This is a genomic window from Lactobacillus sp. UMNPBX17 (assembly GCF_002553735.1).
In the GTDB taxonomy this organism is placed as follows: domain Bacteria; phylum Bacillota; class Bacilli; order Lactobacillales; family Lactobacillaceae; genus Lactobacillus; species Lactobacillus gallinarum.
On record NZ_PCYT01000027.1, the window covers coordinates 1 to 22,582 of the forward strand.

20 protein-coding genes and 1 pseudogene are annotated in these 22,582 nt (G+C 35.8%); 17 read left to right on the forward strand and 4 right to left on the reverse strand.

Going from position 1 to position 22,582, the window contains the following annotated elements; genetic code table 11:
• Positions 1 to 280: 280 nt before the first annotated feature.
• Positions 281 to 835: a peptide deformylase gene (gene def / locus CP368_RS05665; RefSeq protein WP_025005031.1), complete on the reverse strand. Its 555-nt coding sequence runs from the start codon at positions 833 to 835 to the stop codon at positions 281 to 283.
• Positions 836 to 1,086: 251 nt separating this feature from the next.
• Between def and typA the strand changes: the two genes are divergently transcribed.
• The 9 genes from typA to holA all read left to right on the forward strand — a co-directional run bounded on the left by typA (position 1,087) and on the right by holA (position 10,628).
• The gene (gene typA / locus CP368_RS05670) at positions 1,087 to 2,934 is read left to right on the forward strand and encodes a translational GTPase TypA (protein WP_025005030.1); all 1,848 of its coding nucleotides are present in this window, start codon (positions 1,087 to 1,089) and stop codon (positions 2,932 to 2,934) included.
• A gap of 95 nt (positions 2,935 to 3,029) precedes the next feature.
• Complete coding sequence (locus CP368_RS05675) at positions 3,030 to 4,211, forward strand: FtsW/RodA/SpoVE family cell cycle protein (RefSeq protein ID WP_087175803.1); 1,182 nt, start codon at positions 3,030 to 3,032, stop codon at positions 4,209 to 4,211.
• Positions 4,208 to 4,552, forward strand: a complete 345-nt coding sequence (locus CP368_RS05680; RefSeq protein ID WP_098045841.1) for a YlbG family protein — start codon at positions 4,208 to 4,210, stop codon at positions 4,550 to 4,552. Before CP368_RS05675 ends, CP368_RS05680 begins: the two co-directional genes overlap by 4 nt.
• Positions 4,549 to 5,097, forward strand: a complete 549-nt coding sequence (rsmD, locus tag CP368_RS05685) for a 16S rRNA (guanine(966)-N(2))-methyltransferase RsmD (RefSeq protein WP_098045842.1) — start codon at positions 4,549 to 4,551, stop codon at positions 5,095 to 5,097. The genes CP368_RS05680 and rsmD overlap by 4 nt, the downstream gene beginning before the upstream one ends.
• A gap of 2 nt (positions 5,098 to 5,099) precedes the next feature.
• Positions 5,100 to 5,594, forward strand: coding sequence for a pantetheine-phosphate adenylyltransferase (coaD, locus tag CP368_RS05690; RefSeq protein WP_098045843.1), 495 nt, complete (start codon positions 5,100 to 5,102; stop codon positions 5,592 to 5,594).
• Positions 5,578 to 6,612: a SepM family pheromone-processing serine protease gene (locus CP368_RS05695; RefSeq protein ID WP_025005025.1), complete on the forward strand. Its 1,035-nt coding sequence runs from the start codon at positions 5,578 to 5,580 to the stop codon at positions 6,610 to 6,612. The genes coaD and CP368_RS05695 overlap by 17 nt, the downstream gene beginning before the upstream one ends.
• A gap of 77 nt (positions 6,613 to 6,689) precedes the next feature.
• Positions 6,690 to 7,388 (forward strand): helix-hairpin-helix domain-containing protein, encoded by a 699-nt coding sequence (locus CP368_RS05700; RefSeq protein ID WP_098045844.1) that lies wholly within the window; start codon positions 6,690 to 6,692, stop codon positions 7,386 to 7,388.
• Positions 7,357 to 9,645 carry a DNA internalization-related competence protein ComEC/Rec2 gene (locus tag CP368_RS05705; protein ID WP_098045845.1) on the forward strand — a complete coding sequence of 763 codons (2,289 nt, stop codon included), beginning with the start codon at positions 7,357 to 7,359 and terminating at the stop codon, positions 9,643 to 9,645. Before CP368_RS05700 ends, CP368_RS05705 begins: the two co-directional genes overlap by 32 nt.
• Positions 9,642 to 10,628, forward strand: a complete 987-nt coding sequence (gene holA, locus CP368_RS05710; RefSeq protein ID WP_098043748.1) for a DNA polymerase III subunit delta — start codon at positions 9,642 to 9,644, stop codon at positions 10,626 to 10,628. The genes CP368_RS05705 and holA overlap by 4 nt, the downstream gene beginning before the upstream one ends.
• 60 nt (positions 10,629 to 10,688) lie before the next feature.
• On the opposite strand, the gene rpsT is transcribed toward holA, so the two are convergent.
• Complete coding sequence (gene rpsT / locus CP368_RS05715) at positions 10,689 to 10,946, reverse strand: 30S ribosomal protein S20 (RefSeq protein WP_014919008.1); 258 nt, start codon at positions 10,944 to 10,946, stop codon at positions 10,689 to 10,691.
• Between the two features lie 196 nt (positions 10,947 to 11,142).
• Between rpsT and rpsO the strand changes: the two genes are divergently transcribed.
• The 8 genes and pseudogenes from rpsO to CP368_RS05755 all read left to right on the forward strand — a co-directional run bounded on the left by rpsO (position 11,143) and on the right by CP368_RS05755 (position 20,586).
• Entirely contained in the window at positions 11,143 to 11,412 is a 270-nt protein-coding gene (rpsO, locus tag CP368_RS05720) for a 30S ribosomal protein S15 (RefSeq protein ID WP_087175854.1), read from the forward strand.
• 159 nt (positions 11,413 to 11,571) lie between these two features.
• Positions 11,572 to 13,344 carry a ribonuclease J gene (locus CP368_RS05725; protein WP_098043749.1) on the forward strand — a complete coding sequence of 591 codons (1,773 nt, stop codon included), beginning with the start codon at positions 11,572 to 11,574 and terminating at the stop codon, positions 13,342 to 13,344.
• A 2-nt stretch (positions 13,345 to 13,346) separates the two neighbouring features.
• On the forward strand, positions 13,347 to 14,180 hold the full coding sequence (locus CP368_RS05730; RefSeq protein WP_098043750.1) for a tetratricopeptide repeat protein: 834 nt from the start codon (positions 13,347 to 13,349) through the stop codon (positions 14,178 to 14,180).
• 189 nt (positions 14,181 to 14,369) lie between these two features.
• Positions 14,370 to 15,560 (forward strand): elongation factor Tu, encoded by a 1,191-nt coding sequence (tuf, locus tag CP368_RS05735; RefSeq protein ID WP_025005019.1) that lies wholly within the window; start codon positions 14,370 to 14,372, stop codon positions 15,558 to 15,560.
• A 144-nt stretch (positions 15,561 to 15,704) separates the two neighbouring features.
• Positions 15,705 to 17,036 (forward strand): trigger factor, encoded by a 1,332-nt coding sequence (gene tig / locus CP368_RS05740; RefSeq protein WP_098043751.1) that lies wholly within the window; start codon positions 15,705 to 15,707, stop codon positions 17,034 to 17,036.
• 130 nt (positions 17,037 to 17,166) lie between these two features.
• Positions 17,167 to 18,441, forward strand: a complete 1,275-nt coding sequence (gene clpX, locus CP368_RS05745; protein ID WP_098043752.1) for an ATP-dependent Clp protease ATP-binding subunit ClpX — start codon at positions 17,167 to 17,169, stop codon at positions 18,439 to 18,441.
• Complete coding sequence (gene yihA / locus CP368_RS05750; RefSeq protein WP_087175811.1) at positions 18,431 to 19,021, forward strand: ribosome biogenesis GTP-binding protein YihA/YsxC; 591 nt, start codon at positions 18,431 to 18,433, stop codon at positions 19,019 to 19,021. The genes clpX and yihA overlap by 11 nt, the downstream gene beginning before the upstream one ends.
• A 123-nt stretch (positions 19,022 to 19,144) precedes the next feature.
• Positions 19,145 to 20,586: pseudogene (locus CP368_RS05755) on the forward strand (amino acid permease).
• A gap of 41 nt (positions 20,587 to 20,627) precedes the next feature.
• Here CP368_RS05755 and dapF read toward each other — a convergent pair.
• Both dapF and CP368_RS05765 read right to left on the reverse strand, forming a co-directional pair.
• Positions 20,628 to 21,632: a diaminopimelate epimerase gene (gene dapF, locus CP368_RS05760; protein WP_025006164.1), complete on the reverse strand. Its 1,005-nt coding sequence runs from the start codon at positions 21,630 to 21,632 to the stop codon at positions 20,628 to 20,630.
• On the reverse strand, positions 21,625 to 22,582 hold a 958-nt coding region (locus CP368_RS05765), incomplete at its 5' end, for an aspartate kinase (protein WP_233185803.1). The genes CP368_RS05765 and dapF, both read right to left, overlap by 8 nt.

Below are 22,582 nucleotides of genomic sequence, written 5' to 3' on the forward strand. Positions count from 1 at the left end.
TCTTCATGGCCTTTTTGTTTAACACTTAGTGTTGCACTTCAATTTTAAATCCGGGATTTGAAAATTATTAAGAAATTCTTTTGATAATTATTGACGTAAAATAACATTAGTTGTACTATGAATTTGTAGTGAATGATGAATAAACTCATTTACTCGCTATAAGAAGTCTCTTCAATCTTCTTAATTCCCAATGTATGAACCACTGGTCCAGTCACCCAGTGGTTTTTTATTATATAAAAAGAGCCTGCTTATGCAGACTCTTTTTTTGGTTAAATAACAATTAAGAAATAACCACAGTATCTTCTTTAAGTGCAAATGGATCTTTTTTATTAATTCTGTCATAGAAAAGATGACCATTAAGGTGATCGATTTCATGAGAAGATACAATAGCTGGATAATCTTTCAAGCGAATAGTTTTTTCTTCTCCATCAACAGTGTAGTAATGAATAGTTAACTTGTCTGGACGTGGTACGTAACCATTAATTACTTTGTCAACGCTAAGGCAACCTTCACCTTCGCTAAGGCAAGCTTGACGTACGGATTCAGAAACTATTTCTGGGTTAACGTAAACTTCCTTAAAGATGATTTCACCTTTATCATCAGGAACTAAAAGCGCAGCCATTTGAACGCCTTCGCCAACTTGTGGAGCAGCTAATCCAACACCTGCTCTAAGTTGATGTTTTTCAGCGATCTTTGGATCTTGTGAATTAACTAAATATTCCATCATATCTTCTGCTAATTGCTTGTAGTGGTCGCTAAGCGGAAAAGTTAAAGGCTTAGCAACTTGGCGTAAAACGGGATCGCCGTCACGCACGATATCTTTCATTAAGATCAAAATAATTACTCCTTTTTAAAAAACTTATCTAATATATTTTTACCATATTTTAAGCGATTTTGCTTGATTTTAGATGAAAACAATTAAAAGTTAACTTATTGTTAAGCGTTGACCCGCGTGCAGTTAGGTGGTAAAATTCACTAACGTAACTATACAGATCAAAAATAGAAGCACTTCGATAAGGCGCTACTGCGTTACCGAAACTGTGACAGAGTCACAGTTTTTTTATTGAAGAGTGGGGAGGAATACTTTTGTCAGAAAAAAGAAGAGACGATCTTAGAAATATTGCTATCATTGCCCACGTTGACCACGGTAAAACTACTTTGGTTAACCAATTATTGAAGCAATCTGATACTTTACCAGAACATATGAATCTGGAAGATCGTGCTATGGACTCAAACGCTATTGAACGTGAACGTGGTATTACTATTTTATCTAAGAATACTGCTGTTCGATACAAGGATACTACTATCAACATCTTGGATACACCAGGTCACGCCGACTTTGGTGGGGAAGTTGAACGTGTTATGCACATGGTAGACGGAGCATTACTTTTGGTTGATGCTTATGAAGGTCCAATGCCACAGACTCGTTTTGTTTTGAAGAAGGCTTTGGAAGCCGGTGTAAAGCCAATTGTTGTTTTGAACAAGATTGATCGTCCAGGTGCTCGTCCTAAGAAGGTTTTGGATGATGTGCTTGAACTCTTCATCGAATTAGGTGCTAACGATGAACAGCTTGACTTCCCAGTTGTTTACGCATCAGCATTGAATGGTACTTCATCATATGATGCAGATCCAAGTACTCAAAAAGAAACTATGGATCCTATCTTTGATACCATTATTAAGAATATTCCTGCTCCAATCGACAATTCAGATGAGCCTTTACAATTTCAAATCACAATGCTTGACTGGGATGACTACGTTGGCCGTATTGGTGTTGGTAGAATTTACCGCGGTAAGGTTAAAGTTGGAGACAACATCACTGTTATGAAGCGTGATGGCTCTACTCAAAACTTCCGTGTTACTAAATTATTTGGTTACTTCGGTTTGAAGCGTAACGAAATTAAAGAAGCTAAGGCCGGCGATATCATTGCTATTAGTGGTATTAATGATATTTACGTTGGTGAAACAATTGCTTCAGCAGAACATCCAGAAGCATTGCCACTTCTTAAGATTGATCCACCAACCCTTCAAATGGACTTTGTTGCTAACGACTCACCATTTGCAGGTCGTGAAGGTGACCAAGTAACTCCTAAGAAGCTTGAAGATCGTTTGATCCGTCAAACTCGTACTGATGTTTCATTAAAGGTTGAACCTACTGATCAATTAAACGCATGGACTGTTTCTGGTCGTGGTGAACTTCACCTTTCAATTTTGGTTGAAGAACTTCGTCGTGAAGGCTTCGAATTACAACTTTCACGTCCTAAGGTTATTTACCGTGAAATTGATGGTACTATGTGTGAACCATTCGAATCTGTTCAAATTGATACTCCAGATGAATACGTTGGTTCAGTTATCGATTCACTTTCACAAAGAAAAGGTGAAATGAAGAACATGGAATCAACTGGTAACGGCCAAACTCGTCTTGAATTCTTAGTTCCATCACGTGGTTTGATTGGTTACAACAATGAATTCATGTCACAAACTGGTGGTTACGGTATCATGAACCACACCTTTGAAGCATACAAGCCAGTTGTTAAGAACTGGAACCCAGGCCGTCGTAATGGTGCTTTGGTATCAATTAACCAAGGTCAATCAACTACTTACTCACTTCAATCAGTTGAGCAACGTGGTGAATTATTCATCGGTGCTGGTGTTGAAGTTTACGAAGGTATGATTGTTGGTCAATCATCACGTGAACGTGATATTGCAGTTAATGTAACTAAGGGTAAGAACTTAACTAACACTCGTGCTGCAGGTAAAGACCACGCAGCTGCAATTAAGACCCCTAGAACTTTGACTCTTGAGGAAGCTATTGAATTCTTGAACGATGATGAATACTGTGAAGTAACTCCAGAATCAATTCGTTTACGTAAGAAGATCTTGAATACTTCAGAGCGTCAAAAGGCTGATAAGAAGCGTGCTCGTGCTAATGGTTAATTTTAGATAACCTTAAAAAGGTCATCACTTAATAGAAGTGGTGGCCTTTTTGTTTTATAATGAAAAAGTATTATTTCATAAAAGGGGCAACGCTCGTGCGTCGAAAATTAAGATACCTTAACTATCGTATATTTATCCCATATCTAATTTTGGTAGTTCTGGGGATAGTTTTGGTCTATTCAGCAAGTTCAGATATTTTATTAGTTAATGGTTTTAAGCCAAGTGTTTATGGTATTAGACAAGCGATTTATGCTTTAGTAGCATTTTTATTTTTTGGTATTCCATTTTTTGCACTAAAAATAAAGGTATTTAAAAGTCCTAAATTTGTGGCGGGCTTTTTAATTATTTGTATTTTAATGCTGTTATGGTTAGTCTTTTTGCGCTTCTTCCATAGTTCGGCAGCGGTTAATGGTGCTGTAGGTTGGATTAATTTAGGTTTTATTAATTTACAGCCACTAGAGGTCACTAAATTAGCTTTAGTTATTTACTTGGCTTATGTTTTAGACCATAGGGATGGTAAATTGGTTAAAGGTAAGATTAAGGATAATTTATCACACCCTGCTATTTTAGCTGCATTTTTAATGTGCTTAGTTATTGTTGAGCCAGACTTAGGTGGTACTGCAATTCTGTTTATGATTACTCTAGTAATGTTTTCAGTATCCGGTATACCAGCTAGATTAGCTTTAACTTGGCTAATCGGTATAGCACTTGTTATTGGCTTGGTGGTTCTTATAATCATTATTTGGAATCCTGAGTTTTTGCAAAAGAGTTACCAATTTCAACGATTAATGTCGTTTTTGCATCCCTTTGAATTAGAAAGAAAAGGTGGAGCTCAGTTAGTTAACTCGTACTATGCCATTCATAATGGTGGCGTATTAGGAGTAGGGCTAGGCAATAGTATGCAAAAAAGAGGCTATTTGCCAGAGCCATATACTGATTTTATTTTGTCAATTACAGCTGAAGAAGTTGGAGTAATTTTAACTATTTTGTTAGTTGGCTTATTATTTTACTTAATGCTGGAAATCATGAATGTGGGAATTCATGCTGTTTCTCAATTTGATGCTCTAATTTGTTTTGGCGTTGCCACGATTATTTTTACTGAAGCATTTTTTAATATCGGAGCTGTATTGGGATTATTACCAATTACCGGGGTAACTTTACCATTTATTTCTTATGGTGGTTCTTCTATGATTGTCTTAACGGCCGCAATTGGGCTAGTTTTAAATGTATCTGCTAATGAAAAAATGCTCAAAGAAAAGGATGAAACAATAGCGTGAGTATCAATCAAGAGATAGAAAATACTCGTTTAACCAAACGAGTAGCACTAATTATTTATCTAAGATCTGTTAGTGATCAATACAAACTGCGTCATTATGGTGACATCGTTTATTTCTCTAAGAATATGAAATACTGTGTTCTGTATGTGAATCGCAAAGAAGCTAAAGAGTTAAAAAATGAAATAGCACAATTAGATTTTGTAAATCACGTAGAAATTTCTCCAGAAGAAAAAGTCAATTTAGATAGCCAACATATTGAGGGACAGTTGGTTGAAATGGCTAAAGAAGCGGAGAAAAGGTTACAACTTGAACAAGAAAAGAATGAGGATCAAATGCGATGAGAATCATTTCAGGAAAATATGCTAAAAGAAATTTATTTACTTTAAAAAGCAATAAAACTCGGCCTACTAGTGATAAAGTTAAAGAATCGCTTTTTAACTCATTAGGACAATTTTTTAATGGTGGTAATGTTTTAGATTTATATGCTGGTAGCGGTGCTTTAGGAATAGAATCCGTGTCAAGAGGATATGACCATGCCAGTTTGGTGGATATAAATCATGCCGCCTGTTTTATTATTAAAAAGAATGTAGCTTTAACTAAAGAAGAAAATCGTTTTAGCGTTTATAATATGCGCAGCAATGCTGCATTAAAATTGTTTGCAGAAAATCAAGAGAAATTTGATTTAGTATTTTTGGATCCACCATATGCTAAAGAAAAAATTGCTAAAGATATGTTGCAAATGGATAAGTTGGGATTGTTGAATGCAAATGCAACTGTGGTAGCAGAGACTGATGATCACACTGAATTGGGTGATATCAGTGGCTTTTCCTTAATTAAGGAACACCATTTGGGTAAAACGATTGTGAGAATTTATCGAAAGGATTAGAAATGACTATTGCACTTTTTCCAGGGAGTTTTGATCCTATCACAAATGGACATATTGAAACGGCAAAAAAAGCAGCTCAAATTTTTGAAAAAGTTTATTTAGTAGCAATGACTAATACTTCTAAGCATTATCTGTTTTCTCCAGCAGAAAGAGCTGATTTTGCGAGGAATGCATTAAAAGATATTGCTAACATCGAAGTTTTAGAAAAGCCAGATGAGATTACAGTTGATTTGGCTCATGAATTAAAAGCTAAGGCAATAGTACGTGGAGTCCGTAATAGTGCTGATTTTCGATATGAACAAGAAATTGCGGGAATTAATAAACGCTTGGCTCCGGATATTAACACAGTTTTATTGTTTAGCAGTCCAGAAAATTCGTTTGTAGCTTCCAGCATGATCAAGGAATTGGCTAGATTTGACAAAGACGTTAGTCAATTTTTACCTGAAAAAGCTGCTAAGGCTTTAAGAAAGAAATTAAACAATGAATACGCAGAATAAGAAGCATCAATTACGAAATTGGCTGCTTGCACTTATTGCTATTTTAGTTGTTGGTATATTAATATTTTGGCCAACGGATTATTTTATTGAATCTCCGGGTGAAGCGGTTCCGGTGAGTCAGTTTATTAAATCCAAAAATAAAAAGCCGGATAATTTTTACTTAGTCACCGTTAGCGTAACTAGTCGGCCGGCATCTATTTTGCAATACTTGTGGAGTTACACTAAGCCGTATGATGAACGAGTTCCTAGCAAGGAATTACTCGGTGGTCAGACTAGTGTGCAATATAATGAGTTGCAAGATTGGTATATGGAAACTAGTCAACAAAATGCGATTTATTATGCAGCTAAAAAGGCCGGTAAAAAGCATAGTTTGCAGTATTTAGGCGTTTATGTAATGGAAGTTCAAAAGAATTCTAGCTTTAAGCATAAACTCAGAATCGGAGATACTGTTTTAGGTGCAAATGGTCATCGTTTTCATTCAACAGAAGAAATGATGACATATTTACGTAAGCAAAAAATTGGTTCCAAAATAACTATTTCAGTTTTAAGAGAAAAACAAACGAAGAAGATCAGCGGTAAAGTTGTTAAAGTTAAGGGAACCAATAAACCGGGAATTGGTATTCAGCTAGTTGAACATGTTGAAGTTAAAACTAAGCCTAAACTAGCAATTAATGCTGGCGAAATCGGTGGTCCATCTGCTGGTTTAATGTTTACTTTGGAAAGTTACGAAGTATTCAGCAAGCAAAATCTTAGTCATGGACATAAAATTGCCGGTACAGGCACAATTTCACCAACAGGTAAGGTCGGCATTATCGGTGGGGTCGATAAAAAGGTAGTAGCAGCCAGCCGAGAAGGAGCAGAAGTCTTCTTTGCCCCAACTGATTCATCAAGCGTGAAAAAGAGTGAAACTAATTATGCTGTAGCTAAAAGAACCGCTAAAAAAATCCATACAAAGATGAAAATAGTTCCAGTAGATACTTTTGATGATGCTCTGAACTATTTGAAATCACATTACTAAAAATTTTTGCAAAAAAATTAAAGTCCAGAAAAAATTCTGGGCTTTTTTTGCGTATTAAATAGTAGAGGTGAAATTTTATGGATTTTGAAAAAATTAAAGAATTTGTGTTGGAAAAGAAATTATATTTCATTGTAGCGGTTGTGTTGCTACTAGGTGGACTATGGCTTAAAAAAGGAGATGGGGCAGAGGAGCCTTCATTTGATAATAATCAGAAAGTAAGTCAGTCCAGTAATATGAGCTCAAATAATAATTCTGCGGCTAATGCTAGTTCAGCAAGCAACGCGTCTAATGTTGCTTCTTCTGAGTCTAAAACAGTAACTTGCGATATTTCAGGTGCCGTTAAGCATCAGGGAGTTTATACGTTAAAAAATGGGGCTAGATTGCAAGAGTTAATTGAAGCCGCTGGTGGAACTACGGATAAAGCGCAATTAAAGGCGATTAATCGGGCTATTTTATTAAAGGATCAAGACAAGATTCATATTCCGTATAAAGGCGAAAAAGTAGATAGTGCATTAACTGCTGGTACGGGCAATAATTCAGCTTCAGCGGCTGCTAATAGCTCCTCTGAAAATCAAGGAAGTGGAGAAAAGGTTAATTTAAATACAGCAGATGTAGCTGGCTTACAGAAATTAACGGGAATAGGAGAAAAGAAAGCAGAGCAAATTATTGCTTACCGTGAACAAAATGGCTCATTTAAAAAAGTGGAGGATTTAATGCAGGTATCAGGAATAGGAGAGAAGACTTTTGCCAGTCTCAAGGATCAACTCACTGTTTAAAAATGATGTTGGATTTTATTTATTAACAGCTTTATTATTGATTGCAATCTCTTTTTTAGCATTTATTTGTGACTCATTCAGTCAAAAAATAGTTTGCATTTCTGCTGCTGGTTATTTTTCCTTTTTATTGTTAAAAAAATATGCAGCTAGTCTGAAATTGGTTTTAGTACTAGTCACTCTATTTATTGGTTCGATTATTTTGAATAAAAAAGAAGTGCATTTTGAATTATCTGAGCAAAGTCAAATACAGATTTATCCCGATCAAGTTCGTGTTAAAGATAATTATTTAACGGGCGTAGGTCATTTTAAGCAGGGAAAAATCTTAATAAGTGGCAAAGTACCAACTGAACAAGAAAATAATTTAAAGCAAGGACTGCCATTGATAGTTAGCCAGATTAAAGGTGAATGCGGAATTATTGAACCTGCAACTAATATTGGCGAATTTGATTATCAAACTTATTACGCGGCAAAAGGAATCACTCAAAAGATAAAATATTTTAGCTGCGAGATGAAGGCTGTCAAATCAAATGGCGTAATTACTGGTTTGCATAAATTGCGCTTTAATTTGCAAAAATATTTTCAAAAAATGCCACAATTATTAGGCTTTTTTGCCAGTGAATTACTTTTAGGTGAAAATAATGCGCAAGAAAATCAAGAAATTCTGAATAATTATCGTGATTTGGGAGTTATCCACTTATTAAGCATTTCTGGTTTGCACGTTGGATTATACGTCTTAATAATTAGTACAATCTGTTTTTACTTAAAAATGACAGATGAAGAAGCATTTATTTGTTGTTGCGTAGTGCTATTGTTGGGCATCTTTTTAAGCTATGGGCAAGCAGGATTTGTTAGGGCCAGCTTAACGTACTTTCTAGGTAAAATTTGCAAATTCAAAGGATATCGAGTAGCGGCAATTGATATATTGGGATTAGCTTGCATTTTGCATATTATGATTGTGCCACGTCTGTTTATGATGACTGGAGCAATTTTGAGTTATTTGTTGGCTTTAGGCTTACAGCTGACAAATAAATTTGGCAAAATGCAACAATCGATTTTATTGAATGTGCTATTAACGCCATTATTACTGTTTTATTTTTACCAGGTTAATTTCCTGACTGTTTTATTTAATTTGATGGTGGTCCCTTATTTTAATTGGGTTGTTATGCCTGTAACGTTTACCAATATCGTATTATTTAGCTTTACTAAAAAATTGGCTCCATTATTTGAACAGATTTTGAAATTGGGTGAAAAAGAAATTGGTAGTTTATCTAATACCCAATTAGGGTTATTAACATTTGGCAAAATAAATTGGTGGCAGTGTTTAATTTTAATATTGATAACAATGTTGCTGATAATTGCTTTAAGAGAACGTCCGGAATGGAAATTTAATAAAAAAGAATTAAGCATGGTTTTAATTAGCACTTATCTAATCTTTTTCGGCATGATACATTTTCCGTTGCGAGGACAAGTAACCTTGATTGATGTAGGACAAGGAGATAGTATTTTGATTACTACTCCGTTTCCGCGCAAGGCATATATGATTGACACAGGGGGAAAGCTGAATTTTTCGGGTAAAAAAGTAACACCCCAAGTCAATCGTATTACTATTCCTTTTCTAAAAAGTTTGGGGATTAGTACACTTGATGGAGTATTTGTTTCGCATCAGGATGCAGACCATGTTGGTGATTTAGGGCCGCTACTTGAGCAAGTTCATGTGAAAAGAATTTTTATGGCTAAAGGTTTGATTAATAATCCTTCTTTTCAAAAAAGATTAAATGGTCGAATTAAACATACTAAATTAGTTGAACTACTGGCAGGGATGCAAGTAAAAGATCCTAAAATTACGTTTAATGTGGTTTATCCGTACCAACCTGGAGAAGGAAAGAATGAGGATTCTTTGAGTTTATTCTTTAGAGTCGCCAATAAGAATTGGCTTTTTACAGGAGATTTAGGCCAGGAAGGAGAAAAAGAGATTATGCAGAAATCCAATTTATCTGTTGATTATTTCAAATTGGGACATCATGGCAGTAAAACTTCATCCAATCCGGATTTTCTACGAGTGATTCATCCGCAAAAAGTTTTTATTTCAGCAGGACGAAAGAACCGTTTTGGTCACCCACATCAAGAGACGCTAACCACGCTTAGTGAACAACAGATACCATGGGTTTCAACCCAAGACTGTGGTATGATTAGCTGGTATTATGGTGGAATGCAAAAATCAGAATTTAATTACTTTTTGAAGCGGGGTAAAAAATGACCTTACTTTCTTTATTCAAAAATACGAATAATAATAACCCCCATACTTTGATTTGGGGTGGAGATGATTTTCTTAATGATTATCTAGCTAATTCATATATTAAAGAAGATCAATTTAAGGACTTAGAGCATGTCAGTGTAGATTGTGAAAATGATGGTTTGGATGAATTAATTGCTAGTTTGACAGAATCGAGTTTATTTAGTGAAAATAAATTAATCCTTATAAAGAATCCATTTTTCTTAACGGCAAAGGTACCAAAAAAGCTAAAGAAACAGATGGATGATTTACAGAAAATTTTTGATAATCTAAGTGAATTAGAAGATGTAGTGGTAATTGTTGCTTCATATGATAAACTTGATCGTCGTAAAAAGCTGACTAAGACGGTCTTAAAGCAGTTTAATGTGGTTGAGCCAACTATTCGTTCTTATGAAGTAGGGGCAGTAGTAAAATCGCTTATTAAAGCTGAAGGATATACTATTACGCAATCTGCTTTGCAACTATTAATTGAACGCAGCGATCAAGTTATTGATACTATTTTAAGTAATTATCAGAAATTAAAGATGGCAGCTAGTGATAATAAGATCACTGAAAAATCCGTTATGCAGAACGTGGATTTATCATTAGCGCAAAATATTTTTGCTATTTTAGAGGCCGCATTAAATAAAAATTATCAAGAAGCCATAGAGCGTCTTGATAATCAATTAAGAGAAGGTACAAATCCGATTCAACTGCTAGCAGTTTTTGAAAACCAATTAGAATTAATATTAGTGGTAAAAATTCTAGCTAAAAGGGGTAGAAGCGAAGTACAAATTGTGAAAGAACTCGGCGTCCATCCCTATAGAGTAAAATTGGCTTTAAAAAATAAGTTAAATATGTCTAAATTAGAGCAGTTATTGCAAAAAGCAATTCAACTGGAGTTTAATTACAAAAATGGAACATATCATGAAGACAATTTCTTAAAGTTGTTTGTATTATCTGTTTAAAGCAAAAAAAGAGAGAAGAAATCAAATTTCTTCTCTCTTTTTGATTAGTAATAAGTAAAATTACTTGTTTGCTAATTTAGTTAAACGACTCTTGTCACGAGCAGCCTTGTTCTTGTGGATTAAGCCCTTTGAAGCAGCCTTGTCCAAAGCGCGAACAGCTTCTAAATGCAATTTGGAGACGTCTTCTTTACTATCACTTTCAACAGCGTTCTTGAACTTCTTAACAGCAGTTCTTAACTTGCTCAATTCAGAAGCGTTGCGTTTGTTAGTAGCGTTTTGCGTCTTAACACGTTTGATAGCTGATTTGATTTGTGGCATGAAATTCACCTCCAATGATTTAGAAATTTACTTCATCCATTATACTTAAGAACCACTTGGGATGCAAGATAATTTGAGCTTGCTTTTTTAAAAAATATTGTGTAATATAGTTCGAGTGAACCGTTAACGCTGTTTACCCGCTCACACCGACGGTAAACGTTGTTAATGGCAATTATTTATGAAAGGTGAAATTTTTATGGCAATTTCAAAAACTGAAAAAGACAACATTATTAAAGAATACGCAACTCACGAAGGCGACACTGGTTCTGTAGAAGTTCAAGTTGCTCTTTTAACTGCAGACATCAACAACTTGACTGACCACATGAAGAGCCACAAGCACGACCACCACTCATACGTTGGTTTGCTTAAGAAGATCGGTCACCGTCGTAACTTGCTTCGTTACTTAGAAAACAACGACGTTAACCGTTACCGTGAATTGATCAAGAAGTTAGGTCTTCGTCGTTAATTTCTTAATCATAACGAAAGAAAAGTCAACCATAGGGTTGGCTTTTTTTGCATCTGTCATATTTTCCTCCTTTATGCTAAAATTGAAACAGATATTTTTACGTTGTGATCTTTTAGATCCATAAAAAATTAAAAATTTTAATATAGAAAAGGAAATATAATGGCTAATCAACTAAAGATTATGGTCTTGAGCGGTGTACGTGAACAGGGTAAAGACATGTTTGCCGTTCAGGTTAATGATGAAATTTTTGTTCTTGATGCCGGACTGAAGTATCCTGATAGTTCTTTATTCGGTATCGATGTAGTAATTCCTGATCTTGATTTCTTTGAACAATATGGAGACCGAGTAGCAGGAATCTTTTTAACGCACGGGCATGCTGATTCAATTGGTGCATTGCCATATATTTTGCGTAAGTATGATATTCCAGTATTTGGTTCTCAATTAAGTATTGAACTTGCCAAGATAGAAGTTCAACGTGAAAATAAGCATCGCAAAAATAGTTTATTCCACGTAATTGATGCAGATACCGAAATCGATTTTAAGAATGCAAGTATCTCATTCTTCCATACTACCCACTCAATTCCTGATTCATTAGGTATTGATGTTCATACTCCAGCAGGTGAGATCGTTTATACTGGTGATTTCAAGTTTGATCCAACTGCTGCCGACAACTACCGGACTGATATGGATCGCTTAGCTGAAATTGAACAAAAAGGAGTTCTTGCTCTTTTAAGTGATTCATCAAATGCGGAAGCTTCATATCCTAATGTTTCAGAACAAGATATTGGTAACTTTGTAACTAATGTTTTTAGAAATGCAACTGGTCGAATTATCGTTGCAGCTAAGGCATCTAATTTGAATCGCGTGCAAGAAGTTCTAAACGCAGCTAAAGCTACTGGAAAGAGAGTACTTTTAACTGGTCGTGATTTGGCTAAAATTGTTAGAACTTCAATGAAATTAGGCTATTTAGATGTGCCAGATGGCCTTTTAATGCGAGTTAAGGATTTAAAGACCGTGCCAGATAATCAAACAGTTATTTTGGAAACTGGTCGAATGGGTGAACCACTTAACTCATTACAAAAAATGGCTAAGAAGCGCCATAGTATGATTACTATTCATGATGGTGATTTAGTCTTTATTGCTACAACTCCATCTCATGCCGTTGAAACTATGGTGGCTGAAACCAGTGACCTTGTCTATAAAGCAGGCGGAACAGTTATTCAATTGGGCCGCAACATGCATACTAGTGGGCATGCAACCGGTCGTGATATTCAATTATTGATTGATACTTTAAAGCCTAAGTTCTTAATCCCAGTTATTGGTGAGTATAGATTATTAGAAATTGTTCGTAGCTTGGCTATTAAGACTGGTATGAGTCCTAAGAATATCTATATTACTAAAAATGGTGATTGCTTAGACTACGACTTTAAGAAGAAACGCTTCTACTTATCTGATCCTGTCCCTGGTGAAGACACTATGATCGATGGCTCAGGTGTTGGTGATGTAGGTAACATTGTTTTGCGCGATCGAGAAGTGCTTTCTGATGATGGTATTTTCATTGCTGTAGTTACAATTGATCGTAAAAAGAAAAAGATTATCGCAGAACCTAAAGTAACTAGCCGTGGATTTGTCTACATTAAAGCCAATAGACAGTTGATGAATGATTCAATTGATGTGATTAAAAAGGCAATTAACAGCAACTTCGAGCACAAGAAGTTTGATTGGACAGAATTAAAGCAAGATATTCGCAGCGATTTGGAGAAATTCTTATATAAGAAAACAAATCGTCGTCCCGTTATTTTGCCAGTTGTGATGGAAGTAAACCAAAACCGTCATCGTGCTATGCAAAAGCGTAATGAGAAAAAGCAAGAAAATAACAAATCACATTCATCAAACAATAAAACAAGAAATAATAAAGAAAAGAAAGAATAATTATGACATCAGTAAGTCAAAAGAATTTATTGAAACTTGCTGAAGAAAATAAGCACAAGGGAGATCTTGCTGCGGCAATTCAAAATTTAGAAGAAGCATTGCGAGGAGAGCATTCATTAGATGTGATCTTGGAGCTTTGTGATCTCTATTGTGCAAATAAACAAGAAGATCAGGCCTATGCTTTAATTAAAGAAGAGCCTGATCTTTTTTCTAATAAGCAAGTATATCGGATGTATTGTAAAGTTTTAAAGGAAAATAACTTTTTAATAGAAGCTTTACAGTTAAAAGAAATTACAGGGTTAGAATTACCTTTTAAGGTGCAGCCTGTTTCTGAAGAAAAGCAACAGCAAATTATGCAGTCTTTTAAGGCAAAAAAGCAGGTTAACCAAATGGATTATGAAAGCTTGCATAAATTAAATTTGGTTAATTTTACAACTTTTGCTCAAAGTATTTTATTAGAACCTATTTCAGAATTCGCTGTGCGCTTATCTCTTTGTGAAGATCTTATTAGACTAAAGTTGAAAGATAAATTTAAAGTGTGGGTTTTGGATGATTTAACCGAATTTATTCCTGCAGATACTTTGCTTTTAGAAAAAGCCCCTAAATACAAAGAGATAATTTCAGCTATTGGGGCTAAATTTAGTCATAATCCTAGTCAATTACCGCTTATGATTGGTGAAACCAATTTAGTATTAGGTAGTTTGTACCCTAAGCTAGATGATTATGTAGATGAACCTGATAGTTTTGCTAGCGATTTGGTAGCTTATTTGCAACAAAGAAATGGCAGAACTCATCAAGATTTATTTGAAAAAATTTATCGAAAATTTCCAAATTAAAAAATAGGTAAAAAAGGTTTACATTTTCAAAGTATTTAGTATAATTAGCAAAGGATATTTTCGTTAGGCAATTTAGCTTAAGCTTTTTTACTAGGCAATTGCCGAAGAAAGTAGTACAATATTCAACAGAGAATTATCCGTTAACTTATCTCAACGGACTTCTTGCAAATTTACAGGAGGGTCATTTTAATGGCAGAAAAAGAACATTACGTTAGAACTAAGCCACACGTAAACATTGGTACTATCGGTCACGTTGACCACGGTAAGACCACTTTAACTGCGGCTATTACTACTGTTTTAGCTGACAAGGGTTTGGCTAAGGCTGAAGATTACTCACAAATCGATGCTGCACCAGAAGAAAAGGAACGTGGTATCACTATTAACACCGCCCACGTAGAATACGAAACTGAAAATCGTCACTACGCTCACATGGACGCTCCAGGCCACGCCGACTACATCAAGAACATGATTACCGGTGCTGCACAAATGGATGGTGCTATCTTAGTTGTTGCTGCAACTGATGGTCCTATGCCACAAACTCGTGAACACATTTTGCTTGCTCGTCAAGTTGGTGTTAACTACATCGTAGTATTCTTAAACAAGTGCGATTTAGTTGACGACCCAGAATTGATCGACTTGGTTGAAATGGAAGTTCGTGACTTGTTAACTGAATACGATTACCCTGGTGACGATATTCCAGTTGTTCGTGGTTCAGCTTTGAAGGCTTTACAAGGCGACAAGGAAGCTCAAGAACAAATTCTTAAGTTGATGGACGTCGTTGATGAATACATCCCAACTCCAGAACGTCAAACTGACAAGCCATTCTTAATGCCAGTTGAAGACGTATTCACTATCACTGGTCGTGGTACTGTTGCTTCAGGTCGTATCGACCGTGGTACTGTTAAGGTCGGCGATGAAGTCGAAATCGTTGGTTTGGTAGACAAGGTTCTTAAGTCAGTTGTTACTGGTTTGGAAATGTTCCACAAGACTTTGGACTTAGGTGAAGCCGGCGATAACGTTGGTGTATTGCTTCGTGGTATTGACCGTGACCAAGTTGTTCGTGGTCAAGTATTGGCTGCTCCAGGCTCAATCCAAACCCACAAGGAATTCAAGGCTCAAGTTTATGTCTTGAAGAAAGAAGAAGGTGGACGTCACACTCCATTCTTCTCAGACTACCGTCCACAATTCTACTTCCACACCACTGATATTACTGGTGAAATTGAATTGCCAGAAGGTACTGAAATGGTTATGCCTGGTGATAACACTGAATTCACTGTTACTTTGATTAAGCCAGCTGCCATCGAAAAGGGTACTAAGTTCACCATCCGTGAAGGTGGTCGTACCGTTGGTGCCGGTCAGGTTACTGAAATCCTTGACTAATTTCTAACGATATAGCAAAAAAGATGCACTTCTTCACAGGAGCGCATCTTTTTTCTTTTAGATTTGTTTTTTGTGCCAGTTTAAGGTAAGATAACTTAGTATGCAAGAAGCAAACTCAAACTTGACATTGGAGGTATTTTATTAATGTCTGTAAAATGGGAAAAGACCGGTAAAACAACCGGTGAACTTACTTTTGATATTTCAAAAGATGAAATTAAATTAGGTTTGGATCAAGCTTTTAGAAGAGTTAAGAAAAACTTACGTGTTCCTGGTTTTAGAAAAGGTCACGTTTCTCGTGTTATTTTTGATCAATACTATGGTGAAGAAGCATTATATGAAGATGCTTTAAACATTGTATTGCCAAATGCATATTCTGCTGCTGTTAAGGAAGCAGGTATTGCTGCAGTTGGTCAACCACAAATTGTTCCAGTATCAATGGACAAAGATAAAGACTGGACTATGAAGGCTACTGTTACTGTAGAACCAGAAGTTAAGTTAGGCGACTACAAGGGTATCGAAGTTCCAAAGCAAAATACTCGTGTATACCAAAAAGACGTTGATGCAGAACTTGATAAGCGCCGTGAACAAAATGCTGAACTTGTTCTTAAGAAGGGTAAGGCAGCTAAGGGCGACACTGTAACCATCGATTACAAGGGTACTATTGATGGCAAGGAATTTGAAGGCGGCTCAGCTGAAAACTACTCACTTGAATTAGGTTCAGGCGCATTCATTCCTGGCTTTGAAGATCAACTTATCGGTCACGAAGCAGGCGACGATGTTGATGTTGTTGTAACCTTCCCTAAGGATTACGGTGCAAAGGATTTAGCAGGTAAAGAAGCACACTTTGCAACTAAGATTCACGAAGTTAAGTCAAAGCAACTTCCTAAGTTAGACGACGAGTTTGCTAAGGATGTTGATGATTCAGTAGATACTCTTGATGAATTAAAAGACAAGATCAAGAAGCAATTGAAGGATCAAAAGGAACAAGCTGCAAACGATGCTATTCAAGAAGCAGCTATTGAAAGTGCAGTAAAGAACGCTACTGTTGATGAAATTCCTGATGCAATGATTCAAGACGACGTTAATACTCAATTGAACCAATACTTAGGTAACATGCAACGTCAAGGTATTGATCCACAAACTTACTACAAGTTGACCAATACTAATGAACAACAATTACGTTCACAATTTGCTAAGAACGCTGCTGAAAGAGTTAAGACTAACTTAGTTCTTGAAGCTATTGTTGAAAAAGAAGGTCTTAAGGCAACCAAGGAAGAAATTGATAAGGAAATCAAGGACCTTGCTGCTGAATACAACATGGATGAAAAGACTGTACGTAACACTTTGTCAGACGACATGTTAAGTCACGACATCACTGTACGTAAGGCTATGGATCTTGTTACTGATAATGCTAAGCAAGTTGCTAAGGCAAAGCTTGAAGCAAAAGAAGCAGAAGACAAGAAGGAAAGTAAGTAATAAATAAATTATTACTGATTTCTCATTAAAAAGCGGCTTTAGGCCGCTTTTTTTGATATTTAAGCTTAATATTTATCAAAATATGTTAATTTATGATAATCTATTTTGGTAGGTATAGGGAGGAAATATAATGGCAAATCAGTTTACAGATCAAGAAGAGATTAAATGTTCTTTTTGTGGTAAAACTCAAGACCAAGTCAAAAAAATGATCGCTGGTAATGGCGTTTATATTTGCAATGAATGCGTTGACTTATCTAAAAAAATCATTGATGATGAATTACGTGCAGATTCTGTTAAAACTGCAAGTGAATTACCAAAACCAATGGAAATTAAAAAACAACTTGATCAATACGTAATTGGCCAAAATCGTGCTAAAAAGGTATTATCTGTTGCTGTTTATAATCATTACAAGAGAATCAGTCAAATGGATGTTGATTCTTCTATAGAATTACAGAAGTCTAATATTGCAATGATTGGTCCTACTGGATCAGGTAAGACTTATTTAGCTCAAACTTTAGCTCGAATCTTAAATGTACCTTTTGCAATTGCAGATGCAACCACATTAACCGAGGCTGGTTATGTTGGGGAAGATGTAGAAAATATCTTGCTAAAATTATTGCAAAATGCAGATTACGATTTGGAACGTGCTCAACGCGGCATTATTTATATCGATGAAATTGACAAAATTTCTAAGAAATCTGAGAATGTTTCAATTACTCGTGATGTTTCAGGTGAAGGTGTACAACAATCATTACTGAAGATCTTAGAAGGTACTATTGCTTCAGTTCCGCCTCAAGGTGGTCGTAAGCACCCACAACAAGAAATGATCAAGATGGACACCACTAACATTCTGTTTATTGTTGGTGGGGCTTTTGATGGTATTGAACAAATCGTTAAGAATAGATTAGGTAAAAAGACGATTGGTTTCGGTGCTGAAAATGAAGTTGATAAAATTGATGCAGATGATTGGACTCGTCATTTAACTACAGCAGATTTAGTTAAATTTGGAATGATTCCTGAATTTATTGGTAGAATTCCAATTATCACAACTTTAGATAAGCTTAACAGTGAAGATTTGGTAAGAGTATTAACTGAGCCAAAGAATGCTTTGGTTAAGCAATATAAGAAGCTACTTTCACTTGATGGTGTTAACCTTAAGTTTACTGATGGTGCGCTTAAAGCAATTGCTGATTTGGCAATTCAAAGAAATATGGGGGCACGTGGTTTAAGAACTATAATTGAAAATTCAATTATGGATATCATGTACAAGACTCCAAGTGAAAAAGACATTGAAGCCGTTGAGGTAACCAAAGATGTAATTACGCGTCATGCTGAACCTAAGGTTATTCGTAAAAAGGATAAAAAAGAAAGTAGTAAAGCACAGGTAGGCGCTAATGATAATTAAAAGTAGTAGTTATGCTGTCAGTGCAGTTAGAGAAGATCAATATCCTAAGGATGATTTACCTGAGATTGCATTATCAGGCCGCTCAAACGTTGGAAAGTCAAGTCTGATTAACACTCTACTTAATCGAAAAAACTTGGCTAGAACCTCTTCACAGCCTGGTAAAACGCAAACCTTGAATTTCTATCTAGTAAATGATGAGTTTTATCTTGTAGACGTACCAGGGTATGGTTATGCAAGAGTTTCGCAAAAGAAACGCCAGGAATTTGGTGAGATGATTCAAGATTACTTGGAAACAAGACCCAACTTAAAGGGATTAGTAATTTTAATTGATTCGCGTCATGAACCAACTAAAGATGATATTGCAATGTATAATTATGCTCAATATCTGAATTTACCTATTTTAGTTGTATGTACGAAGATTGATAAAATAAAAAAGAGCCAAGTAAATAAAGTAATGTCCCGTTTGAAAAAGAACATAGATCTTAATTATGATCATGTAACGGTTTTGACATTCAGTTCCGTAACTAAATTGCATGTTGCAGAACTGGGCAACTGGATTGAAGAAAAAATTAGTAAATAAAGAATGAGAAAGCTGTTAACTGGGGTTAGCAGCTTTTTCTTATGAGATGATTATTAGAATAAATTTACTTAAAAGAAAGGGTGCTAAAATTGAAAGTGTAGTAAAGAAAGTAGAGGCTTCATCTTGGATGATAATAAAACACAGAAAAAGACATTAACTACTTTAAGCCTGGTTTTAATGATCATAACTACGGTTTATGGTTTCGGTAATGTCTCGGTTTCATACCGGCAAATGACTTATGCCGGAATTATTTGGTTTATTTTAGCCGGAATTTGTTTTTTCTTTCCAGCTGGATTAATGATGGCAGAATATGGTTCAGCCTTTCACGATGCAAAAGGTGGAATTTACTCCTGGCTTGCGGGCTCTATTGGCGAAAAATGGGCCTTTATCGGGACTTTTGTTTGGTTGGCTAACTGGGTACTTTGGCTAGTATCTAGTGCCTCAAGACTCTGGATTTCGATTTCAGCGCTAATTTTTGGTAAAGATACAACTCAGAGTTGGAATTTATTTGGTTTACATGGAACACAGCTAATGGGTGTATTGGCAATTCTATTCATGATTGTATCTACATACTTGTCTTCAAGAGGGATGACTGGAATTAAGATCATGTCCTCAATTGGTGGCTGGTTTATGATCGGGATGAACTTGATTTTTATCTTATCTAGTTTGTTAGTCATCATTATGAATCATGGACAATTAGCACAGCCAATCACTGGTTGGCAGAGTTTTATTATTTCACCTAATAAGGATTTCCAAACTTCAATTACTATTATTTCCTTTGTTGTCTATGCAGTATTTGCATATGGTGGTATGGAGACCGTAGGTGGGGTAATTGACAGTATGAAGCATCCCGAAAAAGATTTCCCTAAGGGCTTAATTATCAAAAGGATATCGTTCAAACCGGTGCTAACACAGGTAATATTACTTATGTGGTTTACGGGACTTTGGGTAAAGCGTTCGGTACCGCCTTACATTTGGATCCGCAGACTAGTTTAATGATTGGTAAAATCTTTACGAGAGCAATTGCCTTATCAGGATTAATGGGAATGATGGGTGCTTTCTTCGTATTACTATATTCACCCGTTAAGTCCTTTATTATGGGATCTGATCCACGTCTTTGGCCGAAGGCTGCAACTAAATTAAACAAACATGGCATTCCTGCTAATGCAATGTGGGCTCAAACTGTTTTCGTCTGCTTGTTAATTGCGGTCGTTTCCTTCGGTGGTAGTGCAGCTACAAGCTTTTATCAAATTTTGACCGATATGGGTAATGTTGCTGCAACTGCACCATATATCTTTTTGATAGGTGCATTTCCATTTTTCTTAAAGAAAGATTATTCGCGTAAATTTAGAGTATTTACGAATTATAAATGGACAGTAGCGCTGGTAGTATTTGTTGAAATAATTGTTTGCACGGGTATTATATTTACAGTTTTACAACCAATTTTGGAACACAGATATGCGACAGCTTTCTGGACTGGATTTGGACCTATTTTCTTTGGTTTAATAGCTTATATTTTTTATCGTACTTCAAAGAAAAAACATGGTTTAACCGATTTAAATTAAATACAAAAAAGACTCGCTTTAAAAAAAGCAAGTCTTTTTGATTACGCTAAAGTTGTAATGTCGTTGAATTTAGGTAAATTATCGACAAATCTTTCATAGGCGGTTTGCTCATTAGTTTCAGTAATTTGTGCATTAGCAAAGTTCCTATTTCTTAAATCCTCTTCAGCAATAGAAATTTGATGAGTAAAGGTCGCATTTCCAATGAGTTCAATCCAGTAATTATTGTCTTCATAGTGAACAATGGTTTTTACCATGCCGCCTGGATTGTAAACGTTGATTGGTGTGTCAAATTCTGCCATTTCTGGTTTGGTTAAACAAAATGCTAATGAGGTAGCAGACATTCCAGTTCCACAAGCATTGGTAAAGCCAACACCGCGTTCATAAGTCCTCACAAATAAGCGATTCTTATCAAGGATTTGAGCAAAATTAACATTAACACCATCAGTGAAGTAAGGATTCTCACTATTGAGTCGTTTACCGACGATTCCTAGGATAGGACCTGTTATTTGTTTTTGATTAACAAAGCTAATTAAATGGGGATTCGGCACGGCAATAGAAGAAAAACGTAAACCGGGATAAAGTTCAGGAGCAAAATCATCTATTAGACGATCATGTCCTAAATTATCAAATGGCAAGGCTTCTTTATTGAAATGGACAGGCGAAATTTCAACTGCAAAGGCAGGAACGCTTGGGGCAAAGTCATCGTCTTTTCTAACGCGGAGACTAGCATTCATTGTATCAACCAAGAAATTAGTTTTTTGGTACTTTTCACTTAAATAACGAGCGACAGTTCTAAGCCCGTTGCCACACATTGAAGCTTCACTACCGTCGGCGTTGATAACACGCATTTGGGCCAAAGCATTTTCTCTGACTGGCTTATTGACTACTAATACACCGTCTGCACCGTCAAGAAGACCAGTTTGTGAATCTGTAAGCTTAATAGTTAATTCTTTTAGTTCAGAATCAGACAATTCTTGCTTCAATTCGGTTTGATCAAGGATAAAGAAATGATTTTGTGACCCATGTACTTTTAATAACTTAACCATGATTTTCTCCCTTCGTAAAAAATTGTTGATAGATAATTTTAACTGCTTCGTCTGCCTTTTCCTTCTTGGTTCCGATCATCATTGAGATTTGGGATGCACCTTGGTTGATCATGCGAGGTGAAATATCGTGATCACCTAAAGAATCTAAAATTTGGCGACTAACAACATGATATTTCTTCATTCCTTCACCAACGACCATGATAATGGCATAATCGTCAATCCATTCAAGTTGATCTGGATTGATTGTTGCTTGAATTTCATTACAAATTTGATCAATTAGCTGATCATTTAGGAAATCATTGTTAAAAATAATTGTGATGTCATCAATACCAGAAGGCATGTGTTCGTATGGCACATTGTGCTTGTACAAGATTTGTAGGATACGTAAAGTAAAACCAGCTTCTTTGTTTAGCAAATATTTATGCAAATAAAGAGCTGAGAATTGTTTTTGGCTGGTTACACCAGTAATAACATTATCTGGTACAAAGTCCTTGTCTGGAACGATGATAGTACCAGGTTGATCAGGCTCATGAGTATTTTTTACGTTGATAGGAATTTGGCCTTGAATAGCGGGAATCAAAGCTTCATCGTGAAAAACAGAGAAGCCCGCATAAGATAGTTCTCGCATCTCGCGATAAGTCATTTTCCTAATGGATTGTGGATTATCTACAATATGCGGATTAGCTGCAAAAATTCCGTTAACATCTGTAAAGTTTTCATACATATCTGCATGAAATCCGCGAGCTAGAATCGCCCCAGTAATATCGGATCCACCACGTGAAAATGTGGCAATATTACCTGATGGGGTGATACCGAAAAATCCAGGGAAAATAACCCGTTCATCAGGTTCTATTTTTACTTGGCCGATTGTAAAATTAAATTGAACACTTGATAGAAAATAAAAAGTCCATTTGGACCTGTTTGATAGAATGTTAATAACCACAAAAACA